Source organism: Vibrio furnissii CIP 102972, from assembly GCF_000176175.1.
Taxonomy (GTDB): Bacteria; Pseudomonadota; Gammaproteobacteria; order Enterobacterales; family Vibrionaceae; genus Vibrio; species Vibrio furnissii.
Window position 1 is genome coordinate 41,603 of the sequence record NZ_ACZP01000021.1, and the last position, 19,411, is coordinate 61,013.

At 48.5% G+C, this 19,411-nt stretch carries 17 protein-coding genes; 3 read left to right on the top strand and 14 right to left on the bottom strand.

Annotation, left to right across the window (positions count from 1 at the left end):
* Positions 1–227: 227 nt before the first annotated feature.
* Positions 228–1,775 (top strand): alanine/glycine:cation symporter family protein, encoded by a 1,548-nt coding sequence (locus VFA_RS21770; RefSeq protein WP_004729293.1) that lies wholly within the window; start codon positions 228–230, stop codon positions 1,773–1,775.
* Between the two features lie 109 nt (positions 1,776–1,884).
* Here the strand turns inward: VFA_RS21770 and VFA_RS21775 are convergent, their stop codons facing one another.
* From VFA_RS21775 to VFA_RS21800, 7 genes are all read right to left on the bottom strand, one after another.
* A complete protein-coding gene (locus VFA_RS21775) occupies positions 1,885–2,841 on the bottom strand; it encodes a bile acid:sodium symporter family protein (RefSeq protein WP_004729295.1) in 957 nt (318 codons plus the stop codon).
* A 60-nt stretch (positions 2,842–2,901) separates the two neighbouring features.
* Entirely contained in the window at positions 2,902–3,051 is a 150-nt protein-coding gene (locus VFA_RS23950; protein ID WP_004729296.1) for a hypothetical protein, read from the bottom strand.
* Between the two features lie 43 nt (positions 3,052–3,094).
* Positions 3,095–4,108, bottom strand: a complete 1,014-nt coding sequence (locus VFA_RS21780) for an OmpA family protein (RefSeq protein WP_004729298.1) — start codon at positions 4,106–4,108, stop codon at positions 3,095–3,097.
* An 11-nt stretch (positions 4,109–4,119) separates the two neighbouring features.
* Positions 4,120–5,163 carry a fimbrial protein gene (locus tag VFA_RS21785; protein WP_004729300.1) on the bottom strand — a complete coding sequence of 348 codons (1,044 nt, stop codon included), beginning with the start codon at positions 5,161–5,163 and terminating at the stop codon, positions 4,120–4,122.
* Between the two features lie 12 nt (positions 5,164–5,175).
* Positions 5,176–5,925, bottom strand: coding sequence for a fimbrial biogenesis chaperone (locus tag VFA_RS21790; protein WP_004729301.1), 750 nt, complete (start codon positions 5,923–5,925; stop codon positions 5,176–5,178).
* Positions 5,926–5,939: 14 nt separating this feature from the next.
* Entirely contained in the window at positions 5,940–8,366 is a 2,427-nt protein-coding gene (locus VFA_RS21795) for a fimbria/pilus outer membrane usher protein (protein WP_232281759.1), read from the bottom strand.
* A gap of 102 nt (positions 8,367–8,468) precedes the next feature.
* Entirely contained in the window at positions 8,469–8,984 is a 516-nt protein-coding gene (locus tag VFA_RS21800; protein ID WP_004729305.1) for a fimbrial protein, read from the bottom strand.
* Positions 8,985–9,472: 488 nt separating this feature from the next.
* Between VFA_RS21800 and VFA_RS21810 the strand changes: the two genes are divergently transcribed.
* Positions 9,473–10,117 (top strand): winged helix-turn-helix domain-containing protein, encoded by a 645-nt coding sequence (locus VFA_RS21810; RefSeq protein ID WP_004729306.1) that lies wholly within the window; start codon positions 9,473–9,475, stop codon positions 10,115–10,117.
* Between the two features lie 102 nt (positions 10,118–10,219).
* On the opposite strand, the gene VFA_RS21815 is transcribed toward VFA_RS21810, so the two are convergent.
* The 7 genes from VFA_RS21815 to VFA_RS21845 form a co-directional block, all read right to left on the bottom strand.
* The gene (locus tag VFA_RS21815; RefSeq protein WP_014205631.1) at positions 10,220–10,813 is read right to left on the bottom strand and encodes an acetate uptake transporter; all 594 of its coding nucleotides are present in this window, start codon (positions 10,811–10,813) and stop codon (positions 10,220–10,222) included.
* 249 nt (positions 10,814–11,062) lie between these two features.
* On the bottom strand, positions 11,063–11,875 hold the full coding sequence (locus tag VFA_RS21820; protein WP_038152741.1) for a TrmB family transcriptional regulator: 813 nt from the start codon (positions 11,873–11,875) through the stop codon (positions 11,063–11,065).
* A 20-nt stretch (positions 11,876–11,895) separates the two neighbouring features.
* Positions 11,896–12,819 (bottom strand): ROK family protein, encoded by a 924-nt coding sequence (locus tag VFA_RS21825; protein ID WP_004729311.1) that lies wholly within the window; start codon positions 12,817–12,819, stop codon positions 11,896–11,898.
* Positions 12,816–14,609, bottom strand: a complete 1,794-nt coding sequence (locus VFA_RS21830; protein ID WP_004729312.1) for a glycoside hydrolase family 13 protein — start codon at positions 14,607–14,609, stop codon at positions 12,816–12,818. Before VFA_RS21830 ends, VFA_RS21825 begins: the two co-directional genes overlap by 4 nt.
* 15 nt (positions 14,610–14,624) lie before the next feature.
* The gene (locus VFA_RS21835; protein WP_038152777.1) at positions 14,625–15,458 is read right to left on the bottom strand and encodes a sugar ABC transporter permease; all 834 of its coding nucleotides are present in this window, start codon (positions 15,456–15,458) and stop codon (positions 14,625–14,627) included.
* A gap of 2 nt (positions 15,459–15,460) precedes the next feature.
* Positions 15,461–16,744: a carbohydrate ABC transporter permease gene (locus VFA_RS21840; protein WP_004729316.1), complete on the bottom strand. Its 1,284-nt coding sequence runs from the start codon at positions 16,742–16,744 to the stop codon at positions 15,461–15,463.
* A gap of 2 nt (positions 16,745–16,746) precedes the next feature.
* On the bottom strand, positions 16,747–17,976 hold the full coding sequence (locus tag VFA_RS21845) for a sugar ABC transporter substrate-binding protein (protein WP_038152743.1): 1,230 nt from the start codon (positions 17,974–17,976) through the stop codon (positions 16,747–16,749).
* 397 nt (positions 17,977–18,373) lie between these two features.
* Here VFA_RS21845 and VFA_RS21850 point away from each other — a divergent pair, with 397 nt between their 5' ends.
* Positions 18,374–19,408, top strand: a complete 1,035-nt coding sequence (locus VFA_RS21850; protein ID WP_004729321.1) for a hypothetical protein — start codon at positions 18,374–18,376, stop codon at positions 19,406–19,408.
* The last annotated feature ends 3 nt before the right edge of the window (positions 19,409–19,411 follow it).

The window sequence follows — 19,411 nt, forward strand, 5'->3', positions numbered from 1 at the left end:
CATACCTAGACGTATTGTTTACGTACTTAATGCGATAAGACACAAAACGCTCACTAATTAATCAAATGCTAATAAAGCCAGCCAAAATTTAACATTACTCCAGAGTTTTGTGTTCCATATCACGCTCCTGCGCATTACCAGACAAATCAATTAACATTTGAGTTACAAAAAGATTAATATGTTGAACGCAAAACAAACACAACTATCTTTAAACAGGGAAAATACTCATGCAGTCATTTGTTGATTTTCTAAATGGAATTATCTGGAGCCCGGTATTGATTTACCTTTGCTTGGGTGCCGGTTTGTTTTATTCCATTTTGACCCGTTTCGTTCAGGTCCGTCATTTCTTTGAAATGTGGCGCTTGCTGCTATCTGGCAAAAGCTCATCCAAAGGGATTTCATCGTTTCAAGCCCTAGCCGTCTCACTGTCAGGCCGTGTGGGGACAGGTAACATCGCTGGCGTTGCAGCAGCGATCGGCTTTGGTGGCCCAGGCGCCGTCTTCTGGATGTGGGTGGTCGCCTTCTTTGGCGCCGCAACCGCATACGCAGAATCGACGCTGGCACAGATTTATAAAGAAGAAGACGACGGCGAATTCCGCGGCGGCCCAGCGTACTACATCGAAAAAGCGATGGGTCAGAAATGGTACGCTTGGATTTTCGCGATCGCGACCATCTTCGCATGTGGCGTGCTCCTGCCGGGTGTACAGTCGAACAGTATCGGCAACGCCGTGGAAGCCGCATTTGGTGCAGGCCCAATGATTGATACCGGGATCGGTACTTACAGTTTCGCAAAAATCTTTACTGGTACGGTTGTCTCTATCTTGTTGGGTTTCATCATCTTTGGTGGTGTGAAACGAATCGCCAACTTCACGCAAATCGTGGTGCCATTCATGGCGCTGGCGTACGTGATCACCGCATTCGTGATCATTCTGCTCAACATCGGTGAAGTGCCACGCATCTTCGCCATGATCGTGGGTGACGCATTCACGCCAATGGCGGGGATTGGTGCTGCCATCGGCTGGGGTGTAAAACGTGGTGTGTACTCCAACGAAGCGGGCCAAGGGACCGGCCCACACGCAGCAGCAGCGGCTAGTGTTGAGCACCCAGCTCAGCAAGGTCTGGTTCAGTCGTTCTCGATCTACATCGATACGCTGCTGGTCTGTTCTGCAACCGCGTTTATGATTCTGATCACCGGTGCGTACAACGTACACGGCGGCGCAGAAGGTGCGTTCTTGGTGCAAAACATCGCCGCAGACATCAGCGCCAACGGCCCTGTGTTTACCCAAATGGCGATTGAAAGTGCGCTGCCTGGCGTGGGTAAACCCTTCGTCGCCTTTGCGCTGTTCTTCTTCGCCTTTACCACGATTCTGGCGTACTACTACATCGCAGAAACCAACATTGCTTACATCCGTCGTACCTTCAAAGTGGACGGCCTGATGTTCATCCTGAAACTGGCGATCATGGCGGCCGTGTTCTACGGCACGGTTAAAACCGCAAACCTTGCGTGGGCCATGGGTGACGTGGGTGTTGGCCTGATGGCTTGGCTGAACATCGTGGGTATTCTGATCATCTTCTTTATGGCGAAACCCACCATGGCGGCGCTGAAAGATTATGAAGATCAGCAAAAGCAAGGCGTGAGTGAATACATTTTCAACCCGGTGAAACTGGGTATTAAAAACGCCACGTATTGGGAAGAGAAGTACAAGCGCAAAACCGGCAAAGAACCGAGCGCTGAGGTGGAAGACACTCAAACTGTTGAGCAGCCTTCAACCTAATAACTTAAAAAAAGCAGTGGATAACACCAAACCAAAGGGCCAACGATGTTGGCCCTTTTCTTTTCCGGCTCGTGACCGTCAACACGGCCCGAGTTGATGATGACCGCGCTTATTGGGTGTCTGATGCGCTCACGGAAGATGTCGCCCCTGCGCGATGGTCTAACGGACGCTTGGCCCAATATCCCGCCAATAACGAACCTGACAAGTTGTGCCAAATCGAGAAAATGGTGCCGGCAACCGCAGAGGCGGGCGTAAAGAATTTCATCGCCAGCGCCGTCGCTAAACCTGAGTTTTGTAAGCCCACTTCAAACGCCACTGTGCGGCAAATGCTCTCATGGAACCCTAAAGCGCGGCAAATCGCGTAACCGGCAGCAAGGCCAATGCTATTGTGCAAAATAACCGCCACCGCAACAATCGGCCCAATGGTGGTCAATTGCTCAGCATTCAACGCCACCACAATCGCAATGATCAGCACAATCGCCACCATGGATACCAAGGGCAAAATCGGCTCCAGCTTTTCCGTCACGGTATGCAAGAAGACATTCAGCAGCAACCCCACGCCGACCGGCACGAGCACAATTTTCACTAGGCTCATCAGCATGCTGAGCGCTGGCACATCCACGCTTTGACCCGCGAGTAACTCCACCAACAACGGCGTGAGCGCCACGCCCAATAAGGTTGAAATCGACGTCATGGTGATCGAAAGCGCCACATCGCCTTTGGCGAGATAACACATCACGTTCGATGACGTGCCCCCTGCCACACTGCCCACCAGCACCATGCCGATGGTCAGCATCGGGTCGAAGCCGAGCAGCACGCTGATCAGCAACGCCGCAAGCGGCATCACCGAGAATTGCAGTACAAGGCCAATGCCAATCGCTTTTTTATTGGCGACCACATTGAGAAAGTCTTTCGGTCTTAACGTCAGCCCCATGGCCAGCATAATGATGGTCAGGAGCGGCACGATCTGGCTTTTCAGCGACACGAAGGTCGCGGGAAATACGTAGGCGCAGACGGAGAACAGCACCGCCCACAGCGGAAACAGCTGAGTAATTGTCCTTAACATGGTTATACATTCCTGTTGTGTGTTGTGTTTTTTATAGTGTGTGAAATATCACCAACTAAGCTAACTCAGCTCTTTGTCTTGAAACAACCTGTTTTTCATTAAGGACTTATCTTGTTTCACGCCCCAATAGGCGTCAACGTGGGCAGCAAAGCGGTCAGCAACGTCAGTACGAAACCAGTCGTTGCTGGGGCACGCCTTCACGTGACGCATTTGCTCCATACGTCACGTGGGCGCTAACCATCACGAGATTTGCTTAACGGGAGGACACCTCGGCGGCGCGGCGCACATCGATAGTCACTTTGCGCGCGGCTGGATTGTCTGCCTCTCCTTGCGCCAGATGGGTCAGCGATGCCGCCACCACAATCTGCGCGGGCTTGACGCCGTGTTGCATGAGGTAAGTTTGTGCCGCTTGCGCTCGGCGCAGCGCCAATTGGTGGTTATAGCGACGATACGCCATGCGTGAATCCGCGCCGCCCGTTATATGAATCACATAATCCGGCTGCATCACCAGCGCGGCGATGATCGTATTTAGCTGCGCTTTCACCGCAGGCGTCAGCTGATATGAGTTATACACATAATCATCACTGGCCCAGACGTGTTCAAAACGTAATTCCTCCGGTTCGACAGGGGGTGACTGCACCTCAGCGACCACCGCCACCGGGCGCGGCGTGAGGATCGGCGCCGCATAGGTGTTGCTCGCCCAAGGTTTGACCACCACAGAAAGGCTAATTTGGTCGAGATCGGCATGCGTTTTACGATCGTACATCGGGCTCACCAACGCCAGATTGAACACACGCTCATACTGCACCCGCACGTCAATATTTTCGTGCAACTGGTAATCCCCGCCCACCGTGAGCATGGGCGCCACGCCGGTAAAGCGCGTGTTGCTGTCATAGAGGGCGTTGTCGGTCTGTGAGTGATACACATAACCGCCCACCCCAGCGCGAAGGCCCAGTGCTTGCCATTGCAACAGGGTTTGGCTCGCCACCACGTCCCAACCTCGAACGGTCAAGTCTTTGCCATCGGAATAATCGCGATAGCCAATTTCAGCGCTCAGCGACGGAAAGGCATACCCAACCCCATAGCGCAGCTGCGTGATGTTGTCGCTCGCAGCGACATCGCTGCCACGCAGTTCGGCTTTTCCGCCACCGGCAAAAAAATACAACCCCGATCGATCCCAAGACTCATGGGGCGCTTCGGCGGCCAGTAGGCTGTAGGAGACCAGCACCGTGATGATGGTCATCCACACAAAAAATGTTTTGCTCATCCTGTTCCTTCCTACAAGTAAGACACGGAGTACACCACCATGCCCTCAAAGCTGCCCTTGTCGATGGCATTGGCATCACGCGCATACAACACCGCGCGGTACCGTTCATAGCCGATTTGTTCAATTTCAAACCCAGCACCAATCGGCTCATTGAGTTCGACGCGTTGACCGTTCTGATCTTCAATTCGAATCGCCACCCCTTGCATCGGCTGACCATCCGAACCAAACACCGGCACGTATTGGTTGTTGCCCGTATCGCGAATGTTGCTGAAATAGCCGCGCAGCTTCACGGCCTGACAATCCGAGCCATATTTGACATTGCGCACCACAATATTCAGCGGTTGAGTCACGCTGTTGCGCACATCATTTTCAGTCAACAAGCCAAAGTCGATATCGTCATTTTGCAGTTCAATTTCGACCTCGCATTTGGATGGCTGTAACACATCCATGTTTTCAATCACACTGAAATAGTTGGCGTAACGGTTGTTGTAGCCCTTCTCACCATCGACCTGAAAAATGTTCAGCGCCGAGCTGTAACCCGTAAATGTTCCCGAGGCGGTCACGATGATCGGTTGAAAGGTGATCACTTTGGTGATCTGGGTGCGCGACTCACACGCCGAGTTCGATTCGCCCGTTTTACACCGCTCAACCACAAAGCCGCTCACGGGCGTTTTGGCTCCGTAAATATCCATGCCCTGATAACGAAAGCCGATTTTGATCCCCGGAATATCCGGCACGCCGATGTCGCCCGTTTTGCCCGGCCAGAAATAGACTTGCTCATCATTCTTTTTCAACGTTGGGTGATTGGACGCGTCTTTGTAACAGGTGATGCTGACGGTCTGAGTCGCGCCGCGCCACACGATTTGATCGTTGGGCGCGATCTCCGGCACCGACGCCGATGGGTCGATATAAAACCGGCTCGAACCGCCAGGCCCGCTGCCGCCAAAGACGCCGCCTGCATCACTGCTATAACAGGCGAGCGCCCATGCCGACGACCCACCCAAAGTGCATCCCAAGGCAAACATGAAAAGTAGAACCACGCGAATCGCTTGCATGTCACAACACTCCTATTTCACGCGATCAACAAACTGACACCGCTGATTGCCACATTGATATCGATTGGTGATCAGCGCGCCGTAATCGTTGATGTGGGTGATGAAGTATTCCCCCTTCACCGCCATGGTTAGTTTTTCGCGGCTGAACGGTTTTAGCATGATCGACTCAAACCCTTTGACCGGATTCGATTGGTTGTCGGTGATCGAAAAGTAAGTGGCATAAAACGGTGAGTTGTTTTCCAGCCATATCTCCTCCTGCACCATCTCAATCGAGGTCGCTTTGGCCTGCGCCAAATCGATGTTCTTGATTTGACTCAGCGCGGCCGGGCGATAAAACAGTTTGATGACCGATTCAATGGCAAACTGAATCGAGCCGCCGGTTTGCCCCACTCGACTCTGCGCGCTTGACGCCATCTCTTTCGGTGGCACTTCACGTACGTGGAAATAGAACACGCTTTCACGATCGCTTGGCAATTCATCCAACCCCGACACTTTTTCAATCCGCAATACGGCATAATCGTCGCTGTTAATGCGCACCAGCGGCGGCACGACCATAAACGGTTCAAGTATTTCATTGCCCTGTTCATCACTGATCCAAGCCTGTGACAAGTACGGCTGTTCAGCCGGATTTTTCACCCGCACGGTTTCCAATGCGCTCTGCTGCGGAAAAATGATCCGCGTGCGATCGAGCGCCAACGCTGCGTGTGCACTGGCAGCCAACACGCTCCAAAGCAGCGCGACCCAAGTGAGATGTGTTTTCATATCGCCTCAAACATTTAATGACAGTTCAGTAAGCGAATCGAACGCTCACCGTGTTGTGGAGTTTCCATCGCGATGCGACAGGATTGGGCTTGCCCCCAAATCACCCTCAATTCGCTCTCTTGATTGACGCCAGAGAGATAAACCGCTTGCGCCGTGCCGACGAGGCCGACCTCTTCTTGATTGCGTTCGTCGATCACCGATGCGCCAAACGGAATGGGGTCACGCGAGACCAAGCGCGCCAAATAGCTTTCGCCCTGACGAGCACGAACCGACTGATAGCCGATCGCTCCTTCTGTCAGCACCACGCTTTTGACTGAATCCAGCACCTCAACGTGTTTCGGCAGCGCCTTGTAATCGACCGTGTTCTGGCTTTTTTGATACGGCGTGATCCCGTTGACCAACGCTAAACCAAACGCATTCGATTCCTGTTTGCCCGTGCCTTGAATCGTCACATCAGGCACGCTGGTGTCGAGTAGCAGGCGTGTGTCTCCAGCCGTTAAATTGCTGTAAGCCAAGCCATGTTGAGTCATCAACACCGTACCGGACGCACTGGCGTTGACCTGCTTGTACGCATCACTTTGTACGCTGCCGCCGAGCGACGTCGAGACATACGCAAAGTTGCGCTGATAGTTGCCGCTCACGCCAACCGACTCGCCTTCATACTCATCAAATGCAAGGCGATAGTTGGCATTGCGCGCGTTATCACGCCCCGCATAAGACAGGGTTTGCGCGTAACGATCGGCCGTGTGGCGCGACTGCATCGACACGGTGTGGCTGTTGCCAAGGGGAATGGAAATCCCCACCGACCACCCGTTCTCATCCTGACTGGCGTCGGTGCTTTGCCAACCTTGAGTATCGCTGTAACTGACGTGACGACTCTGCGCGCGATACACGTTGGCATTGAGATAGAACATCAACCCATTGACCGACAACGGCTGCGACACGGTGAGGTCGTAGCGTTCCGAGCTGCGGCGAGAATCCCAGTAATTGCGCGCGTTGTACGAGAAAAACAAATTGGTGTTGGCGATGCTTTGCGTCAGCGTGATGTACTGTTCATCTTTCTTGTTATTGTTGGCCTGATACAACAAGGCCTGATTTCGCGCATCAAAGCTGTGCAGGTACTCATCGAACTCGTAGAATTTCTCCTGAGAAAAGCGATAGCCCGCAACGCGCATCCCCAATCCCCAATCGGTGAGTGTGTTGTTGTAACTCACGCCGATCGAGGTGCCCGATAACGATTCACCATCCGGCAATTCAGTGTTGGCAAACGACACATCCGCAGACAGCGCCCCCATGCTGCCAAAGTTCACCCCAGAACCGAGGGTGTAAACCTGATAGTCGCTGGAGAGTAACGTGCCGCCAAACAGCGACCATTGGTTATTCAGGCCATACGAACCTTCCGCCGAGACGAAGCCGGGCCGATGTGCATAGATGTCGCGATCCGGCGCGCCAGCCGACAGGCTGTAACGAATGTGCCCGGGGCGCGTCAAATACTGCACCGATGCGCCGTTAACCTGATACCGCTGCACACTGCCATCTGCCAGCCGAATTTCGACATCGATTTCGCCTTGGCTCGACTGCGACAGATCGTCAATCACATACGGGCCGGGATTCACATTGACCACTTTCAGCACGCGCCCTTGCTGAGAAAGGGTGATGACCGCAGGGGCTTCAACGGTTCCGGAAATCACCGGCGAGTAGCCACGCAGGTAAGCGGGCAACATCTGATCGTCACTTTGCAGCCGCACACCATTCATGCGAAACGACGCGTAGATCTCCGAACCAAACGCGGTGTTGCCAAAACTCAATTTGGATTTTATGTGGCGCAATGGTAGGTAGCCGTAGTATGAGGTGAGCTCGCCTCGGGTTTGCGACGATTGCTGATAATTGGCACGCAAACGCACAGGCCCCGCGTTGACACCGACCACGCCAAAGGTCGTCCAATCATCAAACCAATCGCTATCCTGATTTTGTTTGGTGGCAAAGTAATTGGAGTGATAATCAAAGAACACACCGCCGATGCCGTCGTCCCATAGATTTGAATTCACAAAACCATTTTTATATTCTTCCGCCAAATATTCCTGCGGCAAGGTAATATCCATTCGACCTTTGGTTAAATCGGTCTGGATATTTGAAAATGCCACTTGTGAGAGCTGATAACATTCCTTATTTTCAGGCATGAATGTCGACAAATATTTTCCCAAACCAAGTGAATTAAGTGGCATACGTTCAATCATTGCTTGGGTCACACACACCTGTTCAGAGACAACGGATATTCTTTCGGTATAGAGATAATCCTGATTAAAGAAAATATCGAACTGATATATTCCATCTGGAATATAGTTCGCTTGATTAAATTTACTCAGATCGACCACACTGGATGATTTAATAAAATGGCTATTAAATTCAGCACCCGATGTAGAAAATGAAGCAATAGTCATACTGCCCAAGAGCATAATTGTTAACTCTAAGCGCATTGGGAATATCCAGATTAAACGGCAGGTACACAGCCTCGAGCGCCGCCCGAAGCTGTGGCAATCTTATTATTGGTAGCTCACGCGAAGCAGCGCCCACGATTCCGCATTACCGGCGGTCACCGGATTAGCCGTGACATCGACGTTCGCTTCATACGCAGCCGAGAACGACGCAATGTTGGTGCCATCTAGCAGGGTGTTGCTCGCCGCAACTGCGCCGTTATCGACCGGTTTGCCATTGTGCAGAATACGCACGCCAATGCCGGTGGCGCCGCCTTCCACGCTAAACAGTTTGCCGGTGGCATCTTGGTTCGATAGGAAGGTAAAGCTCGCCGTCTTGGAGATGGTGGTATCACAATCCGTCAACTTGATGTTGAACGATACCGGTGTTGAACGGTCGCCTTTCGCTTTAAAAATGTGCGTTGGGTGCTGACCCAATTCGATGGTTTGATCGATGCTGTCAGGTGCCAAACCACAAGCCGCCTCCACAATTTCTCCCTTGAAATAAACGTTGGTGGCGTTGTCTGCAAGCGCAGGCGCAGACAACGTCGCACCAACCATTGAAACCGATGCTGTGGCGACCATTAACAGGTTTCTTTTCGTTTTAAAAAGCATGAATTAACTCCGTTATAAATATTATTTCTATCTATTTTAAATAATCATTAACCCATTCAATTAATCAATTCATTCATTATTCATTGACCAATTCAATGGAACTCGTTGTTTATTAAGCTACGCTCATGACTGATGGCGTCATACGACACAAAAGCCGCAACAAACGCAGCGAATGAATTACAACAAGAAACGGACAATCAACCCAATGAAACACCCTTTTTCACAGTGATTCATATAAAAAAACATAAATTAATGACATGTAATATGCAAAAACAAGAAAATATAAATAGAATCCATGCGAATGATGTGGATAACAATATTTAATTCTGTGACATTCAAATAGACCAAACCTTTCCATACATAGATAACAAGGGATTATAATGAAAGAGTTTGAAGGCTATATATATCAGCCGACTTTCAACATATGTCAGTACGAGTTCAGCGATGGAAGTGTATTTTTGCCTGAGCAATTCAGCATCTTCTCCACCGATGGGGAACGATACCTGATCAGTTACAATGAGTGCGTCGCACTGTGCACCTTGCTCGAATATCAGAACACATTTGTGATGCGCAAAACCCTGCTTCATGCCATTTGGGGCAACCGAGGGTTATTGGTGGATGAAAACAGCCTCAACCAGTGTATCTCTCGCCTTAGAAAGCAAATCAATCACAGTTGTTTAAAGCAGGTCGTTCAAATCGAAACCCTGCCTAAAATTGGCTACAAAATCGTGACGGAGACCAAACGAAAGCACGCCACTAACCGCCCCAAAAAGCCCCGCCCCCCCATCACCAAACCTCATCACGAGTACCGTAAAAAGTTACTGTTGGTGAGTGCGCTCTCTTTTTCATCCATGATTGGCGCTGTGGCTTATCTGACGATCAGTCCATCAGGGCATCGAATCTCTAATCTATTGAGCGATGAACTGAGTCTGTTATTTGATGACGACGAACGGGAATATGTTGAAAAGACGCAGTCGATTGATGGGGAGAGTAAAACCATTTACTGCTTTAACAATACCAAGGGAAAGGCAATGGCAGTCAGTGGCTCGGCGCGCACCATTTGCCTGTTTAAAGATGAATCCGCCGTCCCGATCCAGGAATAACGTCTCCACGCTCAAACCGCATGCTCGGAGGTGGGCCACTTAAAGTTCAATTGGGGTACAAAAAAGGCTGGCACCTGGCCAGCCTTTTCCTGATACGTTTAATTACGCAGCGATTTCTTGTGCAACCGGAGCCGCTTTTTTCTTCTCACCGATTGGCAGAACCACGCGGCCGTACTCGTTGTTAATCACTTGCGCCATCGCGAAGTATACTGCGCTTGCGCCACAGAAGATGCCTTCGAAACCTGCGATCATGCCGATGAATTCGCTACCAGTAAAATCACGAATCGCTAGCAGTGCAAACAGGATGGTCAGTGAACCGAACACCACTTGTTTTGCCACTGGGTAGCACAGTGAACCGATGAACATGAATCCTGTGAAGATGCCCCACAATGCGAGGTACCAACCCATGAACGGTGCAGGACTTGCTGGCAGACCCATTTTTGGCATCACCAACAGGCCAACCAGCGTCAGCCAGAACAGACCGTAAGAAGTAAACGCCGTTGTACCGAATGTATCACCGCGCTTAAAGCACATGATGCCTACAATCACTTGGCTCAAACCGCCGTAGAAAATACCCATCGCAAGAATCATCGAATCGATTGGGAAGAAACCTGCGTTGTGAATATTCAGCAGAATAGTCGTCATACCGAAACCCATGAGACCGAGCGGCGCAGGGTTGGCTAATTTAGTAGACATTCAAGTTACCTTACAAAAGTGTTGATAAAAAATACGCGCGGATTTTAATTACGCATAAATAAAAGTATAGAACTCAAAAATGAGATCTAAGATTACCAAAATACAAACACCGCAAACCCGAACGATAGATAACGCCAATCAACTGATAAATAATAACTTTTATAAAAACAAAAAGGGCCTTCCACATAAGAAAGGCCCGAGAGCGATAAAAAATAAATTATTTACAAGATATTTCATCCCAAAACAACATCAGCTCGAGGTTTGTACCTGAGAGATCAGGCGGCCATCTGCCACCATGTTATTTTCCAGTTCATGTACGGTTGCGATTCGGCAACGCTGATCTGGAGCCAGCTTCTCATACTCCGTGAGATAAATATCACTGTGGATATGCTCTGCCATCATTTTGATGATTAGGCGGTTATTAGAGTAGAGCCCCTGCGTTTCCTCACGGTGCGAAAAAATCATGGCCTGTTTCATGTCTATCACCATCATGAAACGGTGCGACGGATAACGTTGCTCCGGGTTTTCAGAGCGCGAATAGTGCTCAATTTTTGGATGTGGCAGTGTCAGTCGGTTGAAGGAAAAGACGATAACTCGAACGCCTCGTTCTATCGCCTGAGAGATTTCGTCGGCGAGTAAATCAAGATGAAAATCTGTATTCAGATACACTTCGACTTGCGCCAGATTGAGCAGCTCTCTGGCTTTCTGCAGCAGATTCTCGAATCCGGAGACATTGTAAATAAACTCTTTCTCTTCCTGGAGCATCATACGTGACAGCTCCTTTTTCAGGATATGAATGTCCTCTATAGTCTTTTTCTCAATCTGATTGAAGATCAAATCGGGAGACTTTGCTTCATATTCTTTGGTTTCACCGTCGGATAAGAAAATACAACCATTTTTGTATAAGTTGTCGATCGATGAATATACCGAAGAGCGGGAAAGAGAAATTTCTTTGGCTATCTTGTAGCCACTGGCACGGCCATTTTTCAATAAATTGATGTAAACCAATGCATCGGTCTTGGTAAAACCAAAGCCCATCAGTTTTGTTACCAGTTCGGTCACGGGGGTTCCTCGGTGATGCTTCACACTATTTTTCCTGTCAAGGTTAGCACTCCTCGTGATTCGAATGTAGGGCGTTTTAACGTTTTTACGCTATGTATCGAGCTTGCACCCTGTGCAAAGCGGAATTCATCACCGCACAAACACACGATCTCAGGCAAAACCTCACAGGGGCAATAGCGACTCAGAGAACTTTTTAGTGTCAACGCCAGATCCCTCCGCAGTATCAGACTGCCGCTGAGGATAAGTAGCGCAGGCCGAAAGCACGTCACCGGATCACATAAGGCACGGGCAAGCTGATCGACCCAGATCCGGTATATTCGAGCAGACCAGCCGTGAGTATCCTCAATTCCGTTGAGAATATGACTGGCTGAGTCGCTCTGCAACGAAAGCTGATGATACTGACGTTCGACCCCTTTTTGAGACACATATTGCCGTACACACTCATCACTGCCACACCAACAAAGCGGCGTAATACCATCGATGAGACTCTCATACCCTTTGAGTGGCTGGTGTGCCCAACACAAATCGAGCACATTACCCTCTGGATCACGGTGCCAAAGTTCATCGGCGACACACAAATCACAACCGTCGTCCAACACCGCACTCAAAATGTTTCCCTTTGGGAGGTCCCCAACCTGAGTTAATGCGATCACCGCGGGCTCAAACAGATGACAAGGGATCGCAAGCTGGGCGGTTATCGACTGAGCCAATTCTGCCTTTGATTCCTTATGGTCGGCTTGCCAGCAATCGGGCATAACCGTGAGCCCAATCTGTGTAAAAGGACCAAACATGCGCTGCATGCTCCGCGCCATTTTTATGATCAAATCCGTTGTTGATTGCGGGCTATGCAACGTCTTTTGTTGGTTACGATAGATAAGATTTTTATTACTGTCGAACAGAACACTACGAACCCACTCTGAATCAACAGACAGTCCAAGTTTCATAATACTTCCTGTGATACAAGGTTACGCAATTCGAATCCAAAGGCTGGCAGGATAATGTCAACGCCGTTGACGCGACACGTACTCGGCTGGCCACTATTATTCATGACCACCTGCAAAGACCCTTTGCAAAACGCAATCACATGCGAATGCTCAACCGGGATCCATTCCAAATAGGGCTGATTGCACTCAGGGTAGCGCTTTCGCAACAAAATCAGCTTTTGAATAAACGCTTTAAATTCAAGATCCTGATATTTTTCCTCCCAAATCATACATTTTCGGTTAAGTTCCAACCCCATGCCCTTCTTCCCATCCATACCTATCTCTCCACCGTAATAAATACATGGAGACCCCACCTGAGTGAACATGAACAAGTAAGATAGCTTCGCCTTACGTTTGTCGTTTTGACACAGCGTCAATAGGCGAGTGGTGTCATGACTTTCCAGCAAATTAAACATCGCCTCATTGACATTGCGCGGATAGGCAAGATACGACTTTGTAACCGCATGCATAAAGGCGCTCTTTTCGATGGCTCCAAGAGCAAAAAAATCAGTGACGGCCTGCGTCAGCGGATAATTCATCAGCGAATCATATTGATCCCCCCGCAACCAGGGAATCCCTTCATGCCAGATTTCACCGAGGATATAGCAATCCGGTTTGATGCTTTTAACTAAGCGGCGAAAGTCTCGCCAGAATTCATGATCGACCTCATTAGCGACATCGAGACGCCAGCCATCAATATCAAACTCTTCCAGCCAATGACGGGCAACATCAAGCAAGTACGCGCGACACGCTGGATTTTCAGTCTTGAGCTTGGGCATTTCAGCCACATTCGCAAAGGTTTCGTAGTTGAGGTTGCTGTAGTCCCATTCTGATCGCGGCTTCTCGGGGTAAACAGGAAAGCGTTTGATCCAAAACCAATCGGCATACGGCGATTTTTCGCCTTTTTCAACCACATCCAACCACAAGGGCGACTGATGACCAATATGGTTAAATACCGCATCCAGCATCACTTTCATGCCTCGCTGATGAGCCTCTCTCACCAGCGCCCGAAATGCTTCATTACCACCGAAATGGGGATCAACATTGTAGTAATCGACCGTGTCATACTTATGGTTCGCTGGTGCAGTAAAGATCGGACAGAAATAGAGACCGTTGACCCCGAGATCCTGTAAATAGTCCAGCTTCTCAATGACGCCCCATAAATCGCCCCCCATAAAGTTACGACTGGTTGGCTGGTTACCCCAAGGTTCAACACCAGTCGGAGAAATATCGGGGCGCCCGTTGTGGAAACGTTCAGGGAAAATCTGATACCAAACGGTATCACGGACCCACGTCGGTGTTTTCAACACATCGACTGGGTTAATGTAAGGGAAACAGAAAAAATTGCTTAAGTTACTGAGTTCCACTTCGGCCTGTAAGACTTCGCGAATATCTACGCAGTGCTTTTCACCGAACAACAGTTTTTCACCATCTTTCCCATGAAGAATGAAACCATACCGAGCGCGTTTTTTAGGCGGAACATATGAGGCAAACCAGTGATCATGATGCTCGCTGCATCCCTCCCGCAGCATGGGCACTTCAGTTCCCCCAATCCAGCCGTGCGCGTCGCTGCCGCCTAAGTTCCCCCCATCTAACCCCCCCTCAGCCCAGGTGTAAGGATCGCCGATCCACAAAGTGACTTTATCCACCTCACCTTTTGCACTGCGGAATCGAATGTGTAATGTCTGGTCATCATAGGCGTAACTGTCTGCACTTTTTGCCAAGTGTGTCAGTGAGCTTCTTGTAATCATAATGCTTCCTGTAAATTATTCTTTTACCGCACCACTGACCAAACCGGTCGTGATGTGTTTCTGAGTCGCGATAAACAACAGGGTTATGGGGATGGCAACCAGCAACGAACCAGCCGCAAAAAGTGTAAAGTTTTCTGAAGAGTTGGACGTAATCCAGCTGAAGATCCCAATGGCCAGCGTCATCTTTTCTTCACTGCGTAGAATGAGTGTCGGTAGGATGAAATCCATCCATGGCCCGGTGAACGAGACCAATGCAACAAACACTAAAATCGGCTTCGCCAAAGGCAATATAATTTCGATGAATATGGTCATGTGCCCTGCACCATCAATCTTGGCAGCTTCATCTAACGACGTCGGTATCGCGTCAAAATAGCCTTTCACTAACCAGGTCATAAATGGCAGAGACCCCGTGACATAAACAAATAGTAAACCGAGGTAAGTATCGATCAGCCCCATTTTAGACAGCAGGATGTAAATGGCGGTCATCGACAGAAAAGCAGGAAACATTTGCAACACTAAAATGCTCATCAACACATTCCGTTTGCCCTGAAAGCGATAACGAGAAAAAACAAACGCAGTCATGGTGACAACCACCAATGAAATCAACATATTTGCGGTCGCCAGAATAAAGGTGTTTTTGTACCACTCTAAGTAAGGGGTATCGTTAAACAACGTCATGTAGTGGTCCAGCGTAAAACTGAAGTCCGTAAATGATGAACTGAAAAGGTTATTTCCGGGTTTAAACGATGCAAGCACAGTCCAAATAACCGGCCCGAGAACCAACAAAGCATTCAGTGTCAGAAACAGATAAACAATGCCAGTCGCAAGTTTGTTCAGCAACGAATTCATCATCACACCCCTACATCATCTTTAAACGAATTCATTCGCCGGAATTGCCAAACCGCAATCACCGATAGAAACAGGAAAATCACAATAGAAATCACCGAAGCAATTTGGTATTGCTGAAAATCCAAAGTGAGTTTGTAAATCCAGGTAATTAATATGTCGGTATGACCCGCGAAACGATATTCCGGATTAATCGGCCCCCCTTCCGTCAACAGAAAGATCGCACCGAAGTTATTAAAGTTATGTGCGAAGGTCATCACTAAAGACGGCGCGACTTGATGCAATACCATCGGCAATGTTATCTCACGAAACTGCTGGAATTTATTCGCACCGTCAACTTCACTGGCTTCGTACAAATCGCGTGGAATATTGGTCAGAGCACCGGAAATCAACAACATAAAATATGGCGCCCCCACCCAGACGCTGACAGCAATGACCGTCATCTTGGCTAAATAAGGATCAGAAAGAAAAGCAACCGATTCAATGCCCCAAGAATTGAGCAGAGCGTTCACGGGCCCGATGCCATTGAGCAATAAACGAAACATCAACAAAGTGACAAAGGCAGGAACCGCATAAGGAAGAATAAAAACGAATCGCCATAATTTCTTAGCTCTGATGTTTCGGTTTTCCAGTGCCAATGCGAGGACAAAACCAAAACCACAAGTTAATACGGTGGCCGATATTGCCCAGATAACCGTCCAGCAAGCCACGCCCAAAAAAGTACTGGACCAAATTTTTAATTCAAACAGTGTCTGGAAGTTTTTTAACCCGACCCAATCAACTAAATTTTTGGGCGGAATGTGGTGAGGAGCAGAATAGTTGGTAAACGACACCAAGACCGTAATCGCGATCGGCATGATGATGAATGCCAGACTGGCTATCAATGCTGGCGATAACACAATAAGCGCAAACTTATCGTCATAAATAGCTTTGGCTTGCTCACGGAGAGTGAGCGTACACCATGAGCAATCTTGTGCATGACGAACATTAACGACATACGTGGTGATGGTTAACACCACAAGCACCAGAGCTATCACCCCTTCCACCAGCATAAAAATTGAATTGTCGCCAGCAATCACTTGAAAGCCCTGACGTGTTTGTGCAACATCCCCCAGCGAAATCAACCCTTTAAGCGCACTGGCCATCTCTGGCGCAAAGGATAAAAACAAGACTTGCACCAAGAGGAAAATCCCCCCGGTGATCCAATGTCCACGAGCGAACTGAGTTGATCCCATAATGATCCAAGAGAGTCTCATTTTCGGGTCCTTAACAGTTTGAGACAAAAGCATAACTACTCCTGATACGCGATCTGCTCTTCAATGATCGATTTCGCATGGTCAAGAGCCTGATTGACCGGCTGATCGTTGACCCACATCGCCGTGATTGCACTCGCCATCGGTGACCACAGGTAGCCCATTTCAGGAATCGATGGCATTGCGTCGGAATGAAAACCTTGCGCAATAATGGCATAGGTGGCCTCATCCGCATCGACAATGATTTTCTCCATCAGTGATTCAACGGGTGGAATAGATTTGGTCATTTGGTAGCGTTTCAGCAGCATTTTTTCTGAGGACAGATAATCGGCAAACAGTTGGGAAGCTTTGGGATATTCACTGTAAGAGGACACCACCGCCAGACGCACGGTCGAAAATGTTCTGGGTTGCTTCCCTTTTAGAGTGGGGATTGGAACAACACCATAATTGACACCACTGTTGTCGTAACCTTGTATCGCCCAAGGTCCATCAATAATCGCCGCGACTTTCCCTTCGCCAAATAACCCTCGTCTTACCTGAGCATTACGCATATCAACCGGGTTAGAACGATTGGCTGCTTTTAGCATTTTCATCGCATTCATTCCTTGCTGTGCCAATGGTGAATCAATGCCAAGATCTTTGGCATCAGTTCCCTGGTTTCCAAATTCGTAAGCGCCATACAAGGTCAGGAACATTCGTGATTCATAGTAGTTCTGGATATCCCATAACAATGCATAGCGATTCGCCTTAGCGTCATTAAAACCATTGCCAAATTGGATGATTTCTTCAAAAGTCTTGGGAGCGGTTGGTAATAATTCTTTGTTGTAAAAAAGCGCTAATGTGGCGTAGCTGACGGGAAAACCGTAATTGCTGCCAGCATATTGGGCCGCTGCAGTCGCATTCGGTAAGAAAGTCGACAAAATACGTTCAGAGGAGACTAAGTTTTCCATCGCTCCCCCCGCAACAACCAAACGACCAAGTAAATCATGCTCAATCTCGGCGACATCTGCGACACGAGCTGAACCACCATCTTGAATCAAGCGGCTTGCAGCATCAATCGGCGCCAACCCACGAAAGGAAAACTTAATATCGTAACCAAAATCCCGGTTAAAAGACTCCGCAGCATACTTCATGTAATCCAGCGTAGAGCTATCCGTCCATATCAGTAGATCCGATCCCGCTTCAGGTTGAATGTCTTCAGCCTGACTCCACAGAGGCAAACTAACGCATGCGCTTAGCAAAACGGTTTTTATCCATGTATTTCTCATCACAACACCATGTAGTAGTTCAACTAATACTACTATGTGTATTGTGACTATTTTAAGTCAACTACTATCGAAATCGCCGTGCAATTAATTGTGACAAACATCAACAAAACCTTGTCTAATCAAGGTAAACAGCGTCACGAACTGGCATCAACGACGACGAGTGATCACCGAGCAAAAAACGAACTCAAAAGACAAAAAAACGCGACAATAAAATTAAATTTGTGACAACAATCAACAAGTCAAGGACATAACAGTGATGGAGTTCTCAATTGAAGAATTGCGAAGAGGAAAAACCGGTTCATATCAAGAAGAATGAGTAGGCGTTCACAGTGAACTACTATGAATTCATTTAAATTATATTAACGACTAACAACCAAGTGGTTGATAAGGACCTATCGTGAAAAGAACCTTACTCTCTGCCTCTATCGCTGCTGCACTGACTCTTTCTGTCCCCACTTTTGCGGCTAGTGAACGAGGCATAGACCCCAGTGACAGCTTTTTCAATGAAGCATTACAATTTGGCGGGCATGTCGGTACATCATTAGAATATGAATATAAAGTGACGGATGGTTTCAATGGCAACAAGAAGAAAGAGAAAACAACTACCCATGAAGCCTTTGGTGTCTATTACAACAATTCCCGCTGGAATTTCAGTGCGCTATATGGACTAAAAATAGAAAATCGCGAACAAAAAGAACCCGGATATCATGAAAATGAAGATGGCCTTAAACACCTCTTCTCATTAAATAAAGGCTTCTATCTCGCCGACGGCTGGACGACTGGGCTTATCTACGAACTTGAATACACACGCAGCAAGGTTTTTTCTCCTTATGTCAGTGGACTGCACAAAGATTTGGCAGAACACAGCGTTCGACCTTATCTCACCTATTTCAGCAATGAGTATAATTGGGGTTTTTACTCTAATCTCGAATATCTCTACAGTAAAGAAGACAAAAGCGAATGGGGAGAGCGTGTCGAAGAGGGTTACAGCCTGCTGTTCAAACCATACAAGCGTTTTGGGAACTGGGAGTTGGGCGTCGAGCTGTACTATCAGATCAAAGACAACAAAGATCATCAAGCGAATGGTGCCATCAATGAAATCAGCGATTTCACCGAAAAGTATATTGAACCAATCGTGCAATATAGCTTCGATGATGCCGGTGTTCTCTACGCTCGCTTCCGCCTCGGAGAAAACGAAACGAAAAACTCTGCCAGTAGCGGAGGCGGCAATGCCAATGTCGACTACTTCAAAGATATTCGTAAAGCAACTCTAGGCTACGAACAAGCTGTGGGAGATAACTGGTTGCTGAAAGGCGAATATGAATACGCCAATGAAGTGGAAGAAAAAAGTCAACTGGCCGGTTGGGAAGCGAAGAATGAAAGCGAGCTTTCACAACATACCGTTTACTTACAAGCTTTATATCGGTTCTAACAT